We start from the raw sequence: 16,243 nt of genomic DNA, 5'->3' as shown, positions 1-16,243 counted from the left end.
TGGGCAGGTGCCACGGGCACAAGGCTTGCAACGCGGTATCAGGCACGCATGAAATCTTCCTGCTCAAGCTGTGCGCACGCCCGTTACGTTCTACTCTCCAGTGTCCGAATAATAAGCATCAACCATGAACCAGCCCGTTTCTCCTGCCCTGTTCACCCCCAGCTGGCATGCCGCGCTGGAACTCGGCTACGCGCGTTTCGGCGACACCACACGCCCGGTGATGCGTCGCCACCTCGGCCCGCTGCGGGTGCAGAAGCACTTGTATGCTGAAGGCCCCGAGGTGTGCCAGCACATCATCGTGCACCCGCCGGGAGGTATCGCCGGGGGCGACCGCCTGGCGATCAGCGCACGAGTGGGTGAAGGCGCCTGGGCCCAGTTGACCAGCCCCGGCGCGGCGAAGTGGTACCGCGCCGGCAGCCCGGCATTCCAGCACCTGGCCTTGACCGTCGAAGCCGGCGCGACACTGGAATGGCTGCCCCAGGAAACCATCGTGTTCAGCGCCGCCCAAGCCGAGCTCAGCACCCGGATCGACCTGCACGGTGACGCTCGTCTGTTCTACTGGGACGTGGTCGCCCTGGGCCGCCCGGCCAGCCACGAACGCTTCGACCTCGGCCACTTTCAATCGCACCTGGATATCCGCCGCGACGGCCAGTTGCTCTGGCATGAGCGCCAGCGCATTGTGGGTGCCGACGGCTTGCTCGACTCGCCCATCGGCCTGGACGGGCAGCCGGTATTCGCGACGTTGCTGCTGACCGCCGACATCACCCCTGAATTACTGGAAACCTGCCGCGCCCTGCCCCACGCGGTGCGCGGCGACTTGACCCAATTGCCTGGCCTGCTGGTCGCCCGCTGCCTGGCCAGCGAAGCGCTGCTGGCGCGTGCCTGGCTGATCGATTTATGGCGGCTGCTGCGCCCGGCGACGCTGGGCCGGGAAGCCGTTTCACCGCGAATCTGGAGCACCTGAACCATGGACCTGACCCCACGGGAAAAAGACAAACTGCTGATCTTCACCGCAGGCTTGGTCGCCGAACGGCGTCTGGCGCGCGGCGTAAAGCTCAACTACCCGGAAACCATCGCCTACATCTCCGCCGCCTTGATGGAGGGCGCCCGCGACGGCCGCACCGTGGCCGACCTGATGCACTACGGCACCACCCTGCTCAGCCGTGAGCAAGTGATGGAGGGCATCCCGGAGATGATCCCGGATATCCAGGTGGAAGCGACCTTCCCCGACGGCACCAAGCTGGTCACCGTCCACCAACCCATCGCCTGAGGCACGACCATGATTCGTGATGCAACCGAACAGGATCTGCCGGCGATCCGCGATATCTATAACGATGCGGTGCGCAACACCACGGCGATCTGGAACGAACAACCGGTGGACCTGGCCAACCGCCTGGCCTGGTTCACTGCGCGCCAGGCCCAGGGTTATCCGGTGCTGGTGTCCATCGAAAACGACGAAGTCACCGGCTACGCCTCGTTCGGCGACTGGCGGCCCTTCGAAGGTTTTCGCTACAGCGTCGAGCACTCGGTATACGTGCGCAGCGACCAACGCGGCAAAGGCGTCGGTCCACGCCTGATGGAGGCCCTGATCGAGCGCGCGCGGACCTGCGGCAAACACGTCATGGTCGCCGCCATCGAAAGCGGCAACCAGGCCTCGATCCGCCTGCATGAACGCCAGGGTTTCATAACGACCGGGCAGATGCCCCAAGTGGGTATCAAATTTGGCCGCTGGCTGGACCTGACCTTTATGCAACTGGCTCTGAACCCGGGTGCCGAGCCACCCAAGGAGTGACATCGATGAGCGCCACGCATCTGCGTCGAGTGAATGCCGAAAGTTTTGCCCATTACCGCCAGGGCCTGATTGAGCTGTTGCTCGACGCGGTCAAGCACGGCGCCAGCGTAGGGTTCATGGCCGACGTTGATGATGCCCAGGCCCGCGCCTATCTGAGCGGCGTGCAGGCCAGTATCGAGGAAGGCAGCCTGTTGCTGTGGGTGGTGGTACGTGATGAACAGGTGATCGCCAGCGTGCAGTTGGCGCTCTGCCAGAAGGCCAACGGCCTGAACCGCGCCGAAGTGCAGAAGCTGCTGGTGCACAGCAGCGCGCGGCGTCATGGCCTGGGCCAACAACTGATGAACACCCTGGAACTCACCGCCCGCCAGCATAAACGCGGCCTGCTGTACCTGGACACCGAAGCCGGCTCGGCCGCCGAAGCCTTCTACCAGGCACTGCGCTACACCAAGGTTGGTGAGCTGCCCAATTACTGCCAAAGCCCGGACGGGCGCTACAGCCCGACCGCCATCTACTTCAAGACCCTGGGGCAACCTGCATGATTCCTGGCGAATATCAGATCCAGCCTGGCGAGATCGAACTCAATGTGGGCCGGCGCACCGTCAGCCTGAGCGTGGCCAATAGCGGTGACCGGCCGATCCAGGTCGGCTCGCATTATCATTTTTTCGAGACCAATGACGCGCTGACGTTTGACCGCGCCGCCAGCCGTGGCATGCGCCTGAATATCCCGGCGGGCACGGCGGTGCGGTTTGAGCCGGGACAGAGTCGCGAGGTCGAGTTGGTGGATTTGAGCGGTGGGCGGCGGGTATTTGGGTTCGCCGGTCGGATCATGGGCGACCTTTAGGGCCTCATCGGGGCGGTGCGACGATTCGACTTGCCGCGATAGCGGTTTCACATTCAACGCAAATATTTCAGGGCACACACATGAAAATCAGCCGCCAAGCCTACGCCGACATGTACGGCCCCACCGTGGGCGACAAGGTCCGCCTGGCCGATACCGAGCTGTTCGTCGAAGTGGAACAGGACTTCACCACCTACGGCGAAGAAGTGAAATTCGGCGGCGGCAAGGTGATCCGCGATGGCCAGGGCCAGAGCCAGTTGCTGGCCCATGAAGTGGTCGACACCGTGATTACCAATGCGCTGATCATCGACCACTGGGGCATCGTCAAGGCCGATGTCGGTTTGAAGAACGGACGTATCGCTGCCATCGGCAAAGCCGGCAACCCGGATATCCAGCCCGGCGTGACCCTCGCCATCGGCGCCAGCACCGAAGTGATCGCCGGCGAAGGCATGATCCTCACCGCCGGCGGCATCGACAGCCATGTGCACTTCATTTGCCCGCAGCAGATCGAAGAAGCGCTGACCAGCGGCGTCACCACCATGATCGGTGGCGGCACCGGACCTGCCACCGGCACCAACGCCACCACCTGCACCTCCGGGCCATGGCACCTGGCGCGCATGCTCCAGGCCAGCGACTCGTTCCCGATGAACATCGGTTTTACCGGCAAAGGCAATGCGAGCCTGCCGGAGCCGTTGATCGAACAGGTCAGGGCTGGGGCCATCGGCTTGAAGCTGCATGAAGACTGGGGCACCACCCCGGCGAGTATCGACAACTGCCTCAGCGTGGCCGATGAATACGACGTGCAGGTGGCGATCCATAGCGACACGCTCAATGAGTCCGGCTTCGTCGAAACCACGCTCGCCGCGCTCAAGGGACGCACCATCCACACCTACCACACCGAAGGTGCCGGTGGCGGCCATGCGCCGGACATCATCAAGGCCTGCGGTTTCCCCAACGTGCTGCCCAGTTCCACCAACCCGACGCGACCTTTCACGCGCAACACCATCGACGAGCACCTCGACATGCTGATGGTCTGCCATCACCTGGACCCGAGCATTGCCGAAGACGTGGCGTTTGCCGAAAGCCGTATCCGGCGCGAAACCATCGCCGCCGAAGATATCCTGCACGACCTCGGCGCGTTCTCCATGATCAGCTCCGATAGCCAGGCCATGGGCCGCGTCGGCGAAGTCATCACGCGCACCTGGCAGACCGCCGACAAGATGAAAAAGCAGCGCGGCGCCTTGCCCGGCGACGGCGCGGGCAACGACAACTTCCGCATCAAGCGCTATATCGCCAAGTACACCATCAACCCGGCGATCACTCACGGTATCAGCCATGAAGTAGGTTCGATCGAAGTGGGTAAGTGGGCCGACCTGGTGCTGTGGCGCCCGGCGTTTTTCGGGGTCAAGCCGACCTTGATTCTCAAAGGCGGGGCGATTGCATCGAGCCTGATGGGCGACGCCAACGCGTCGATTCCCACACCGCAACCGGTGCACTACCGCCCAATGTTCGCCAGCTTCGGCAGCTCGCTGCAGGCCACCAGCCTGACGTTTATCAGCCAGGCGGCGTACGACGCCGGGTTACCCGCGACGCTGGGGCTGAAGAAACAGATCGGCGTGGTCAAGGGCTGTCGCACGGTACAGAAAACCGACCTGATCCATAACGACTACCTGCCGCACATCGACGTCGACCCGCAAACCTATCAGGTCAAGGCCGACGGCGTATTGCTGTGGTGCGAGCCGGCGGAAACGCTGCCGATGGCGCAGCGCTATTTTCTGTTTTAACCCGCGTCAAGCTCCTCGCGGGTCAATGCTTCGATCAGGCCGGCTTCTTCGATCGCCAGTTGTGCCTGCAGATCCCTGGCCTGCGCCGCGTATTCGTCGGCGGTCAGCAGGCCGGTCGCGGACTGCTCGTGCAGCACCGAAAGACGCTCCTGATACGGCTTGGTCAAGGCGTCAAACTGCGTGCGGTATTTATGCGTCACGTAGTCAAGCCAGAAATCCCGGGACAGCAGCGCTTCGAACTCCTGCGGCGAGTCGTTGAGTTCGAGCACCCGGGTGCGAGCGCTGTCGAGCATCGCCTGGCTGACCTTGCCCATGCCGGTGAAGCGTACCTGCTCGGGTTGACCAGGCAAGTCGAGCTGGTCCGTGCCCTTGAGGCCGAACCGATAAGCCAGGCGGATTTCGACCTCTTCCAGGCGACCTATGCGCCGGGCTTTCTCTGCATCGCTCAAATGCGCTGTGGCATTGATCGCAGCGGTCCGTTCGGCAATGTCGTTGAGGGCGATTTTTTCTACCTCGTCCAGGCGGAACAACCCCCGCGCCAGTGTGCGCAACGCCGCGCCCTGGGTCGCATCGGTGGCGACTGCCCGGGCCCTGTAGACCATCGCCATGACTTCGACGTTGCTGAACGACAACGCCGCCCGGTCACAACACGCCGGCCGACCGGCCCAGTCGAACATCTGCTCGCGCAGGCGCTCCGACTCGCTGCTGTTTTGCGTGATGCAGTCGATCACCTCCCAGACCCGGTCCTGCAGGTTGGCATGGCGCTCGCTGACCACCGTCAGATCGGACAGCATCCGGAAAAACCCCTCGCTCCCCGGCTGCTCCCGCAATGCCAGCCATTGGGCCCTGCGCGTCGCCGTTTGCTCCGCGGAGAAACCCAGGTTCCAGTGTTCGAAATCAACGCCCGGGGCCACCTCCAGGCGTTCACGGTGGGCAATGCGCAAGGCCGACTCCACCAACAGATTCGGGCGGCCCGGTACAACCGGCACGTTCTGTTCGAGACGTTCGGAATAAGCCCGGATCTGCACCCGCGTCGCCTCGCTCAAGGGGTTACCGGTCAGGTTGGCCACCTGGGTCAGCCGTACCGATTGCGCCAGTTGCTCGGGTAGCGGCGCGACGACGAAGTCCGGCAGCGTGGTGATGCGGTTACCGCTCAGGTCAAGCAGGTCCAGCAATGGCTGCTCGGCCAGCCCGGGCGGCCAGACGTCGATGCCGGTGTTTTTCAGGCCCAGCGAACGCATATCGGCAATCCGGCTGAAATCCGGCGCGATGCCCAATGGGTTGTTATCCATCCACAACGCCCGCAGGCTGGTGCGTCCGGCCAGGACCTCGGCGGTCTGCGCGGTCAACTGAATCTGGTTGCTCTGCAAGAACAAGCGCGTCAGCCCGTGCATCTCACCCAGGGCCGGTGGCAGTTCGCGCAGTTGGTTATTCGACAGGTCCAGCCAGCGCACGCCGCGATAGCGCGCCAGGAAGCCTTCGGGAGAGGCGCTCAACGCCATCCCGCTGAGCTTGAGTGAACCGACATGGGAAAAATCCGCATCCAGGTCCGGCAGGCTTGGCAACCGTAGATTGCTCAGGTCCAGTTCCAGGCCGAATGGAGTCCCGTCATTGGCCAGTTTCATCGGTGTTTCGCGGCGCCAGCATTGCAGGATGCGTGATTTGGCAATGTAGCGGTCATCCCGCGTCGTCGCGTTGCTGCGCAGTTGATCGGAGCGAATATAGCGCTCACTTGCGCCGCCACCCGAGAAGGCCCAGGCGTTGAGCTGTTCGGTCAGCCTGTCGAACTCGGTCGCTCGTCGCGCCAACTCCGCGTCGGCGCCCTCGCCCAGGCTCCAGATCAGCTCTCTGGCAGCCTTGATGGTTTTGTCCGGGTACATGCGCTGCACCGTCACAATGGCCGGAGACTCGACGGAAAACGCATCGGCAATGCTGCTCTGTGCCAGCTCAGGTGCTACCTCGCCCAAGCGCTTCCAATAGTTATCCACTTCAACCATGCAGGCCTCGGAGAATGGGTTGCCGCCGATCACCGTCGCGTTATTGATCTGGATAATCCGCTGGAAGTGCTCGGCCTGCGGGTAGAGGTGTTCTCTGGGGATATCGCTCAGTTGGTTGTTGCGCAGGTCCACCCGTTGCAGCTCGGTCTGGCTAAGCAGGCCGCGGGGCCACTGGCTGATGCCGGTATTGCTCAGGTCGAGGAATTTGAGGCGCTGCAGGGCGCTGAAATCCAGCGTCATGTGCAGCGGGTTGCCTGCCAGGTCAAGGCTTTGCAACTGATCGAGCCCGGCGAGTTTTTCGGCGCTGGCGTCGGTCAGGCGAATGCGGTTGCCGCGCAAGCGCAGATGCGTCAACTGGCGCAGGTCGCCGACAATATCGGGTAGCTCCGTCAGACCGGTATCGCTGATGCGCAGCTCGCGGATGTGCATGAAGTTTTTCAGGAAGGTCTGAGTGTCGGCATTCCAGATGACTTTGCCGAGGGTCAGCTCCTGCACATGGCTGAAACCGGCGGTCAGTGCCGGCAAGCTGCTCAGAACCGTAGTCGACAGATCCAATTCGTCGCCGGTCTCGCACCGCCAACACCGGAGGATTTGCGCGGCGAGCTGCGCGGCACTGCCGTTGGGCTGGGCGTCGGTGGCTCGTACCCAGGTCTTCAGGCTTTGCTTCAGGTTGAAATAATCGGCCTCCAATTGCGTCAACCGGATGCGCACATCGGCGCCCAGGGACTGGACGTATGCGCCGACATCGGCGTCGGAAAACGACGGAAACAAGCGTCGCACCCGCGACTCGTCGCTGCGCAGCGTGTTCAGCAGTTGCTTGAAACCGCGCCCACCACCGAGCAGGCGCATCGTGGGGTCAATGACCGGACGGCGCAACGGGTGCTCGAGCAGCACCGTACGCAACGGCTCCCGAGGCAAAGGGTTGCGCAGGATCGCCGATTTTAACTGCGTCACGCGGGTGAAATTCAGCGCCTGCCGTTCCGCCGGGGTGAGCACCTGCCAAAGCGCGGTGTAGACGTCGCGGCCTTGAAACTGCCCTTCGGCATCGCGCACCAAGGGCCGCGACGCAGTGGCCTGGGGATGGCCGATGGCATCCAGCACCTGGCCTTCGGCAAAATACTCACGCAGCTCCAGACGGGTACCGCGCAGCCAGCCCGGCAACAGTTCCAGGGTGCGCAGCACGAGGCGATCACTGTCGAGATTGCCCATCGAATCGAGAAACAGGCCTTCGTAGGCACGGGATACGCGGACCTCCTGATCGCTCCAGCGCAGAAGCTCATTGATCGGCCCGGGCAGGCGCCGATGGCTGCGAAAACCTTGCAGGTCGTCGGCGCTCATCGCGTCAAGCAACAGCCTGGCTACCGGTGCCGGTAATTGGGGATAACTGTTGAGCACGCGCTGTACATCAACGTCGGCGCAGCAGTTCTGCGCCTTGTAGCGCTCCTCCAGCAGCGAACCCTTGAGCTGCTCGGCGGCGTCGGCCAGGGAGAGGCGTAATTGGCCAGCGCGCTCGCCGAGCGACCGCGAGGCCTCGCCGGGTATTTCCTGAAGCACGGGATCGCTGGCTTGCAGGGTGTGCAGCACCTGCTCGAGTAACTCACCGCGGGCCTGTTGCGCCGCGTCGAGCGCGACGACCCGGCGAAGCTCTGGCGCGGGCGCAGGGTCGTTCCACAATTCGCGTCCGTCACTGCCGAGCACACGTAGCGAGGGCTCGCTGGAGAGCATGCCGCGGCGTTTCATCAGGTCCAGTTGCATTGCCGGATCGGCCTTGGCGTAGGTCGCTGGGTCACTACTGCGCAGTTGTTCGATGCAGATTTCCAGCTCGCGATGCAAGGTGAAACGCTTGAAGCTGTCGGCCAGCAACAGCGGCGTGGCCTGCTGGTCGAAACACATTTCACGCAGGGCCTCGGTCTCGACTCCACTGGCCAGGCGCGCCTGCTGCAACCGCTCGGCACTCAGGCCGGCGGCAGGTTGGCCCAACCGCCGCAGCAGGGTGGCCTCATCCCATGCCAGCGGGTCTTCGCCTTCATGGGTCCAGGCGCCTTCACCGTTGTGCTCCAGCAGGGGGCGATAGGCATCCTCGCGGGTTGGGTGCTGTACACGGTACTGGCCGGTAGCAGTTTCCTGCTCGACCCGATAGCACTCACCGTCAAGGGCCAACACGGGTTTTCCCTCGTGGCGGTACAGGCCGAGGCCGTCGGTTTTGGCATCCGCGGCCAACTGAATATTGGTTTTGTAGCGAGACAAGTCCGGGGACCACAGCTTTTGCTTGCCGTCGGCCAGGAGCACCGGCTTGAGGGCATCCACCACACCGGACATTTGTACATGGGGCAGCACAGTGGCACCGCTGCCGAGCAGGGCGACGTTCAGCGCAACGCCGGAAAAGTGCGCCCACATTTCACGGGTTTCGCCTTGCTCCCAGGCTTCTATGCCCTCGTACACTTCCTCGCACATCTGCACGGCGCCCACCGCCAGCATGATCGGGCCCAGCCCCGGCACCACGAAGGCGGCCAGGTTGAACACGCTGAGCACGGCGTCCTTGAAACCCTCCAGGCGTGCCGCGCGGGCCTTGGCGTCTTCGTCACCGGTGGGTACCGCCACGGCGCGTGCATCGGCAAGGATTTTGTCGACGCTCGCCTGGTAGCGGTGCTGCCACAGATCGCCTTTGACGGTCGCTTCGTCCATCTCCAGCTCAGCCGGTTTGACCGTCCGCGATGGCCGGCACAGGGCATCGATTTTGTTGAAGAACGCCCCTTGTCTGGACACCGGCACAAACCGGCTGAAAAAGCGCCGGTACTCCATGCTCTTCAAGCGTTCGCCCAAGTCGGCAAGAAACTCGTAAAGGTTGGCGTATTCCTTCAGCGGTTGCTGCGGGTCATCGGGCAAGTACACCACCAGGCGCTCGACCCGCGGCGCGCGTTTGCGCCTTGGCCCGATCAACAACGGCCCGACCAGCTCCACACCCAGTAGTTGCAGGTTGGCGAAAGTGACCGGGCGACCATCCAGCATCGGCTCGGGTTTGGCGGCGAGAACCTGCTTGAGCATCTGGTAGACATCATGGCTGATGCCTGCACCGACCAGGTAGCTGTTGGGCTTTGTGGCGAATTGCTGCCAGGCGATTTCGGTGCTCAGCACCAGTTGCTGACGCTGATGTTCCTGCAACTGCCTGATGAGCGCCTGGCGTTTTTCTTGCTCCCTGGGTTGCAGGATGTCCTTGATATGTTGCTGGTACAGGCGGCCCAGGTCGAGGCTGCGGCACAGTTTGGCGAACGCGGGCGGCGCAATGGGTTTGACCTGGGAGTTGACCGTCGCAAAATCAGGAATGACGCCGCCGTCGTAACTGCCCCAGCCGGTGATGATTTCGCAGTCGGCGCAACGTGAAGCCTGCTCTTCTCCGGGCAGGAAGTTGGCCAGGGCAGCCTCCAGCAACGAGACGCCCCGGTACTCCTCATTCAGCCGTGAATTACGGGTGTGGTCCAGGATGAAAAAACCATAAAAGTCATTGCGGCTGGCCGGCGCGAATTTGCGCGCGAGGTAGACGTTGCGCACGTCGATATCCAGCTTGAAGCGCTCCTTGATCGCCGCCTTGAGCAAAGGTTCGGCGAATGCCTGGACGTCCTGGATCGTCGCGAGCGTCGCATCGACCTGATTGAAGATCGTGCGGTATTGGGCGTGGCTGGCGGACAGGGCGTTTTTTTGTGTCTGCGAGGCATTTATGTACCAGGCGGGCACTACCAGCGAATGGTTGGCCAACTCCTGCTGGCGGGGCAGACGGGCCTGGGAAAACCAGGCGGGGATAGCACGCTCGAGTAAAGCGCTGTGAATGCCGGGTGAAACGGCGGGGAGGGTGATGTCGGGCATGGTGTCGCTCCAGAAGATTGGAGCACCAGCACATCACGTCGACAGCGACGGTCGGTCGTAGATAGTTGCAGCCATGCAGCACCCCGGTCAGGGCGCTGCAATAAGGGTCAGAAATTCTCGCGCGGGTTGAACGCGGCTTTCTGCGCCAGTTCCTGCCACAGTGCCTTGACCTCATCGTCAGCCACTTTCGGCATCACCGCCTTGAGCTGCACGAACAGGTAACCCCGCTGCCCGGCCTTGTTCAGCAAACCGTGGCCTTTGGCACGCATGCGCTGGCCGTTCTGGCTGCCGGCCGGTACCTTGAGGTTGATCTTGCCGGTAAGGGTCGGCACCGCCACCTCGGTACCCAGCGCCAGTTCCCAAGGCGCCAGCGGCAGGTTGATCACCAGGTTTTCGCCGTCCACTTCAAATCTTGCGTGCGGTGCAAACTTGATGATCAGGTAAAGATCGCCATTGGCCCCGCCACCAATACCTGGCGCACCCTGCGCCTTGAGGCGGATGCGCTCGCCGTCGGCCACACCGGCGGGGATCTTCACATTCAGGCTCTTGGTGGTGTTGCTGACGTGCCGGCCCGAGGCGTCGTATTGCGGCACCTGGAAGTTGATCTGCTTGGACTCGGTAGACAGCGTCTCCTCAAGGGACACCGTCAGTTGCATCTCAACGTCCTGACCTTTACGCCCAGCAGGTCGGCGTTGACCACCGCCAAAAGCGTCGCCACGCGAGCCGAAGATCGAACTGAAGAAATCCGAGAAGTCGCCCGCATCCTGGCCGCCGCCAAAACCGCCACGGCTCTGCCAGCCCGGTGGCCCTTGAAACGGCTGGCCATGCTGGCCGTACTTGCGCAGTTCGTCGTACTCGGCACGTTTGTCGGCGCTTTTCAGCGCTTCGTAGGCTTCGGACGCGTCCTTGAATTTCTCTTCGGCGTCTTTTTCCTTGCTCACATCCGGATGATATTTGCGCGCAAGCTTGCGATACGCGGCCTTGATTGCCTTGTCGTCCGCGCTCGGCTCAACGCCCAATATCTTGTAGTAGTCTTTGAAATCCATCGGCGGTTCACCATCCTCAATCGAGATCGCACAGCCCGGGGCACAACGTGCGCTGCTTTGCACCTGTTGAGTCTTGTGGCCTGGGAGTGCGTCAAAGTGTTATCGGCGCTTGCCGTATGCAACAGATGTGGGGGCAAATTGCGTACTTTCAAGCGCGATTTAACAGCGAGTTGGCCTACGCATCCGCCTTCGACTGGCATACACTGCGCGGCCGTTTTTTCGACCGGAACCCGATAGACATGAACAGCCCATCTCCAGCCCGTGCCTGCGGCATCGACTTTGGCACGTCCAACTCCACCGTCGGCTGGATCCGTCCCGGCATGGAAACGCTCATCGCGCTGGAAGACGGCAAGATTACCCTGCCGTCGGTGGTGTTCTTCAACATCGAGGAGCGTCGTCCGGTCTATGGTCGCCTGGCCCTGCACGAGTACCTCGAAGGCTACGAGGGGCGCTTGATGCGTTCGCTCAAGAGCCTGCTGGGTTCCAAGCTGATCAAGCACGACACCAGCGTGCTAGGTACTGCAATGCCGTTCAAGGACCTGCTGGGCCTGTTTATCGGCCAGCTCAAAAGCCGCGCTGAAGCCACCGCCGGTCGCGAGTTCGAAGAGGTTGTGTTGGGCCGCCCGGTGTTCTTCGTCGATGACGACCCGATGGCCGACAAAGAAGCCGAAGACACCTTGGTGGACGTGGCACGCAAGCTGGGCTTCAAGGAAGTCTCGTTCCAGTACGAACCGATTGCGGCGGCATTCGACTACGAGTCCACCATCGAAAAAGAAGAGTTGGTGCTGATCGTCGATATCGGCGGTGGTACCTCCGACTTTTCCCTTGTGCGCCTGAGCCCGGAACGCCGCACCGTCGATAACCGCCACGACGACATCCTCGCCACCGGCGGCGTGCACATCGGCGGCACCGACTTCGACAAGCAACTGTCGCTGGCCGGCATGATGCCGCTGTTCGGTTACGGCAGCCGCATGAAAAGCGGCGCCTATATGCCTACCAGCCATCACATGAACCTGGCCACCTGGCACACCATCAACTCGGTGTACTCGCAAAAATCCCAGCTGGCGTTGGGCAGCATGCGCTACGACATCGAAGACACGGGCGGCATCGACCGCCTGTTCAAGCTGATCGAACAGCGCGCCGGGCACTGGTTGGCGATGGAAGTGGAAGAGACCAAGATCCAGCTGACCCAAGAAGACAACCGCCATGTGGCGCTGGACCGTATCGAAAAAGGCCTGAGCGTCGACCTCAGCCGCGCCTTGTTCGAGTCGTCCATCGACAATCTGTTGGAGCGGGTGCGCGGCAGCGTGACGCAGTTGCTTAGCGACGCATCCGTAGGCGTCGAGCAAGTGGACACGGTGTTCTTTACCGGCGGCTCCAGCGGCATCCCCGCACTGCGCCACAGCATCTCGGCGATGCTGCCGAATGCACGGCATGTGGAAGGGAATATCTTCGGCAGTATCGGCAGTGGCCTGGCGATTGAAGCCAGTAAGCGCTACGGCTACTGAGTTTCAGCTGGAGGTCTACGGCGCCTGATACCTTGGAGCGAGCTTGCTCGCGAAAAAACCACAGGCGCCGCGTTGATTCAGGCAACACGCGTTATCGCTGACGTTTTCGCGAGCGAGCTCGCTCCTACAGCATAAGGGCTTGCCCGTCGGGGGCAGGCTTAAACCATCCCGCCGAGCTTGAGCTCACTCTTGAGGTACGCGTAGTAAATCGGCCCAGCTACAACACCGGGTAAGCCGAACGCGGCTTCAAATACCAACATCGCCAACAACAACTCCCACGATTTGGCACTGATCTGCCCGCCCACAATGCGCGCGTTGAGGAAGTACTCGACCTTGTGGATCACGATCAGATACCCCAACGCCGCCACCGCCACCCAAATCGACAGCGACAACGCCACGATCGTGATCAGGGTGTTGGACATCAGGTTGCCGATCACCGGCAGCAGCCCCAGCAGGAACGTCAGCACGATCAGGGTCTTGGTCAGCGGCAGGTGGATGCCACACAGGGGCAGTACCACGGCGAGGAATATGGCAGTGAAGGCGGTGTTGAGCGCTGCAATCTTGATCTGGGCGAAGACGATATTGCGGAAGGCCTGGACCAGCAGGTGCAGGCGGTCGAACAACGCAGCGGCCAGGGGTTTGCGCTTGGTCAGGTCGGGCACGCGCTGCAGGGCGATGATCGCACCGAGCACCATACCGATCAGCAGCGTGACAAACATGTGGGCGGCATCTTTGCCCACCAGTTGCAGTTCGCTCAGGTGTTTGCTCAGCCAGTCGCCGATGGCTACGCGGAACTCAGCGGCGCTGGCGGGCAGGTAGGCATCGAGGAACGGCGGCAACTGGCTGCGTGCACGGTCGACCACGCCCATGAACTTGTCGAGGGAAGCCCCGGGGTTTTCCGCTTCGTGGAGCAAAAAGCTGATGGCGCCGGCGAAAATCAGCGCCAGTACGCTGACAATCAATGTGCCAAGCAATGCCACGGCGAGCCAACGCGCACGTCGCCCTTCGATCAGCCGTTGCAATTGGGGGGTGAGCATATTGACCAGTTCGTACACCAACAAACCGGCCAACAGGCTAGGCAGCAGTCTCAACGGCAGGACCAGCAACAACCCGCCAAAAATGATGATGCAACTGACCAACAACAATACGTGACGCTGAGAAAACGTTGGCATACAGCCTCAAAACGAACGACGTTAAAGGATGTTGCTGCCGGAACAAGGTAACCGGCTCCGGCAGCAGAGGGCTGTGTGCGAGTGTCGCAGCCTTCTATGGCTTGGGGCTATTACTTCTTCAGGCAAGTGCTCATAAAAGTCTTGCGCGCATCGCCGGCCAAGGCCTGGGTTTTCGCCGACGCATTGCAATCTTTCATCTTTTGCTGCTGAGGGGTCAGGGTCTTGGCGGCCGGCGCCGGGGCGGCCTTGAGGCACGTGCTCATGAAGGCCTTGCGCTCATCGCCCTTGAGCGCCTTGGTGGTGGCATCGGCGTTACAGGTGGTCATTTTGTTTTGCTGAGCGGTCTCGGCAAAGCTTTGGGAACACAGCAGCAAACCGATCATCAACAGCGGAACACGCAACATCTTCATGGAGTTTTCTCCCTGTTACCGTGCCGGAGGGGCAAGGCCTACGAGCAGTGTAGCCAAAACCTGTTACATCTTCAGCGTCCGCGGATATTTGACCGGCGGTACTGCTCCGGCGTGCAACCGGCGTGGCGCTGGAACATGGCAATGAAGGCCGACGCCGTGCTGTAGCCCAGGTCGAAGGCGACATGTTGCACACTGCGCTCGCTGTCCAACGCCTCGATGGCGGCCAGGTAGCGCAAACGCTGGCGCCATTCGCCGAAGCTCATGCCCAACTCCCGCAAAAATTGCCGCGCCAAGGTGCGCTCGCTGACGTGCACCTGCTCGGCCCATTGCGCCAACGGTCGATTATCACCGGGGTCGGCCTGCAGGCCTTCCAGCACACCCAGCAGCCCCGGGTTGCGCGCGTAAGGCAGGAAGCAATCGTGAATCGGCGCCTGTTTGAGCTGGTCCACCAGCACCTGGGCCAGGCGGATATCGGCGTCGGCCCGCGGAATATTGACGCCGCGCCGGGCGAAGTCGCGCAGGATGGCCTTGAGGATGTCGCTGATGGCCAGAGTGCACGGCTGCGGCGGCAGTTGTTCACAGAGCTCAGGAGCCAAGCCCACCGAGTGGTAGACAATCGCCTCGGCATTGTAGGAACTGTGCTCGGTATGCGGCGGCACCCACACCGCGTATTGCGGCGGCGACATGAAGCGGCTGCCGGCCACTTCCATGCGCATCACGCCGCTGGAGGAATAATCCAGCGATCCCCAGAAGTGCTCATGTGGCGTGCACTCGGTATCGGGGGCGAAATCGGAGTAACGGAAGTACACGGGGCTTGGCAGCCGGCGGAAATCCGCGAGGCGTACGGTATGTCTGGCCATGTTGTCTGGATACAGGGGTCGGTTGTCTGGTTCGCAGTATAAGCTTCTATCCAGACAGCGGATAATCCCGTCTCGTCAACACACCAGGTTTTCCTCGATGCAATACGCGTATCCACTGCTGGCCATTTTTATCTGGGCCGGCAACACCGTTGTCAACAAACTGGCCGTGGGCTCGCTTTTCCCGGCGGAGATCGGCTTTTATCGCTGGCTGCTGGCGGCACTGCTGTTCACGCCGTTCATGCTCAAGCCCGTGATTGCCCATTGGTCGAACATCCGCGCGAACCTGGGCAAGGTCTTCATCCTCGGCGTGCTCGGTATGGCCGTGTACCAAAGCCTGGCGTATTACGCCGCGTCCCTGACGACCGCGACCAACATGGGCATCATCTTGTCGCTGATGCCCTTGATGGCACTGACCGCCGCAATCATCAGCCTCGGCCAGCGTCTCACCTTCGGCGCACTGGCCGGCGCGGTGCTGTCGTTTGCCGGCGTGGTCGTCGTGGTGTCGGCCGGCAGCCTGGGCGCGCTGCTGCAACACGGGGTCAACCTGGGCGACGGCATGATGCTGGTGGCCACCCTCGCCTACGCGATCTACAGCACCCTGCTGAAAAAATGGCAGTTGCGCCTGCCACCGTTGGTCTTGCTGTACCTGCAGGTGCTGGTGGCCGTGGTGGTGCTGTTTCCGCTGTTCCTGTTCTCGGCCAAGGCGGGTTTGGGCTGGGCGAATATTCCACTGGTGCTGTATGCGTGCTTGCTGGCGTCAATGGCGGCGCCGTTGGCCTGGATGCATTCGGTGAAGACCTTGGGCCCGAGCCGCACCACGTTGTTTTTCAACCTGCTGCCGTTGATCACCGCGTTGATTGCGGCGGTGGTGCTGAAGGAAGAGCTGGCGCTGTATCACCTGGTGGGCGGCTTGCTGACGCTGGGCGGGGTGATTCTGTCGGAGCGTTGGACGACGCCGGTCAGGGCCGCCTGAGC

Annotated in this window: 13 protein-coding genes; 8 read left to right on the top strand and 5 right to left on the bottom strand. The window is 62.2% G+C overall.

Going from position 1 to position 16,243, the window contains the following annotated elements:
* The first annotated feature begins 124 nt into the window (after positions 1-124).
* The 6 genes from M5B97_RS18670 to ureC all read left to right on the top strand — a co-directional run bounded on the left by M5B97_RS18670 (position 125) and on the right by ureC (position 4,414).
* Positions 125-964 carry an urease accessory protein UreD gene (locus tag M5B97_RS18670; protein WP_248732281.1) on the top strand — a complete coding sequence of 280 codons (840 nt, stop codon included), beginning with the start codon at positions 125-127 and terminating at the stop codon, positions 962-964.
* 3 nt (positions 965-967) lie between these two features.
* Positions 968-1,270, top strand: a complete 303-nt coding sequence (gene ureA / locus M5B97_RS18665) for an urease subunit gamma (protein ID WP_003171437.1) — start codon at positions 968-970, stop codon at positions 1,268-1,270.
* A gap of 9 nt (positions 1,271-1,279) precedes the next feature.
* Positions 1,280-1,792: a GNAT family N-acetyltransferase gene (locus M5B97_RS18660; RefSeq protein ID WP_248732280.1), complete on the top strand. Its 513-nt coding sequence runs from the start codon at positions 1,280-1,282 to the stop codon at positions 1,790-1,792.
* A 5-nt stretch (positions 1,793-1,797) separates the two neighbouring features.
* Positions 1,798-2,331, top strand: a complete 534-nt coding sequence (locus M5B97_RS18655) for a GNAT family N-acetyltransferase (protein WP_248732279.1) — start codon at positions 1,798-1,800, stop codon at positions 2,329-2,331.
* Positions 2,328-2,633, top strand: a complete 306-nt coding sequence (locus M5B97_RS18650; RefSeq protein ID WP_123716077.1) for an urease subunit beta — start codon at positions 2,328-2,330, stop codon at positions 2,631-2,633. The genes M5B97_RS18655 and M5B97_RS18650 overlap by 4 nt, the downstream gene beginning before the upstream one ends.
* Before the next feature lie 80 nt (positions 2,634-2,713).
* On the top strand, positions 2,714-4,414 hold the full coding sequence (gene ureC, locus M5B97_RS18645; protein WP_248732278.1) for an urease subunit alpha: 1,701 nt from the start codon (positions 2,714-2,716) through the stop codon (positions 4,412-4,414).
* Here ureC and M5B97_RS18640 read toward each other — a convergent pair.
* Positions 4,411-10,272 carry a DUF6543 domain-containing protein gene (locus M5B97_RS18640; RefSeq protein ID WP_248732277.1) on the bottom strand — a complete coding sequence of 1,954 codons (5,862 nt, stop codon included), beginning with the start codon at positions 10,270-10,272 and terminating at the stop codon, positions 4,411-4,413. The two genes, ureC and M5B97_RS18640, sit on opposite strands and share 4 nt — an antisense overlap.
* Before the next feature lie 107 nt (positions 10,273-10,379).
* A complete protein-coding gene (locus tag M5B97_RS18635; RefSeq protein ID WP_248732276.1) occupies positions 10,380-11,318 on the bottom strand; it encodes a DnaJ C-terminal domain-containing protein in 939 nt (312 codons plus the stop codon).
* 239 nt (positions 11,319-11,557) lie between these two features.
* Here M5B97_RS18635 and M5B97_RS18630 point away from each other — a divergent pair, with 239 nt between their 5' ends.
* On the top strand, positions 11,558-12,826 hold the full coding sequence (locus M5B97_RS18630; RefSeq protein ID WP_248732275.1) for an Hsp70 family protein: 1,269 nt from the start codon (positions 11,558-11,560) through the stop codon (positions 12,824-12,826).
* Between the two features lie 158 nt (positions 12,827-12,984).
* Here the strand turns inward: M5B97_RS18630 and M5B97_RS18625 are convergent, their stop codons facing one another.
* The 3 genes from M5B97_RS18625 to M5B97_RS18615 all read right to left on the bottom strand — a co-directional run bounded on the left by M5B97_RS18625 (position 12,985) and on the right by M5B97_RS18615 (position 15,268).
* Positions 12,985-13,998: an AI-2E family transporter gene (locus tag M5B97_RS18625; protein ID WP_123716080.1), complete on the bottom strand. Its 1,014-nt coding sequence runs from the start codon at positions 13,996-13,998 to the stop codon at positions 12,985-12,987.
* A 110-nt stretch (positions 13,999-14,108) separates the two neighbouring features.
* Positions 14,109-14,408, bottom strand: a complete 300-nt coding sequence (locus tag M5B97_RS18620) for a PsiF family protein (RefSeq protein ID WP_123716081.1) — start codon at positions 14,406-14,408, stop codon at positions 14,109-14,111.
* Positions 14,409-14,479: 71 nt separating this feature from the next.
* Complete coding sequence (locus M5B97_RS18615; protein ID WP_248732274.1) at positions 14,480-15,268, bottom strand: helix-turn-helix transcriptional regulator; 789 nt, start codon at positions 15,266-15,268, stop codon at positions 14,480-14,482.
* A gap of 97 nt (positions 15,269-15,365) precedes the next feature.
* Here M5B97_RS18615 and M5B97_RS18610 point away from each other — a divergent pair, with 97 nt between their 5' ends.
* Positions 15,366-16,241 (top strand): DMT family transporter, encoded by an 876-nt coding sequence (locus M5B97_RS18610; protein WP_248732273.1) that lies wholly within the window; start codon positions 15,366-15,368, stop codon positions 16,239-16,241.
* Positions 16,242-16,243: the final 2 nt, after the last annotated feature.

The sequence above is a fragment of the Pseudomonas sp. MWU13-2517 genome (assembly GCF_023242545.1).
In the GTDB taxonomy this organism is placed as follows: Bacteria; Pseudomonadota; Gammaproteobacteria; order Pseudomonadales; family Pseudomonadaceae; genus Aquipseudomonas.
The sequence above is the reverse complement of the archived record's forward strand: the minus strand, read 5'-3'. Positions and strand labels throughout refer to the sequence as shown.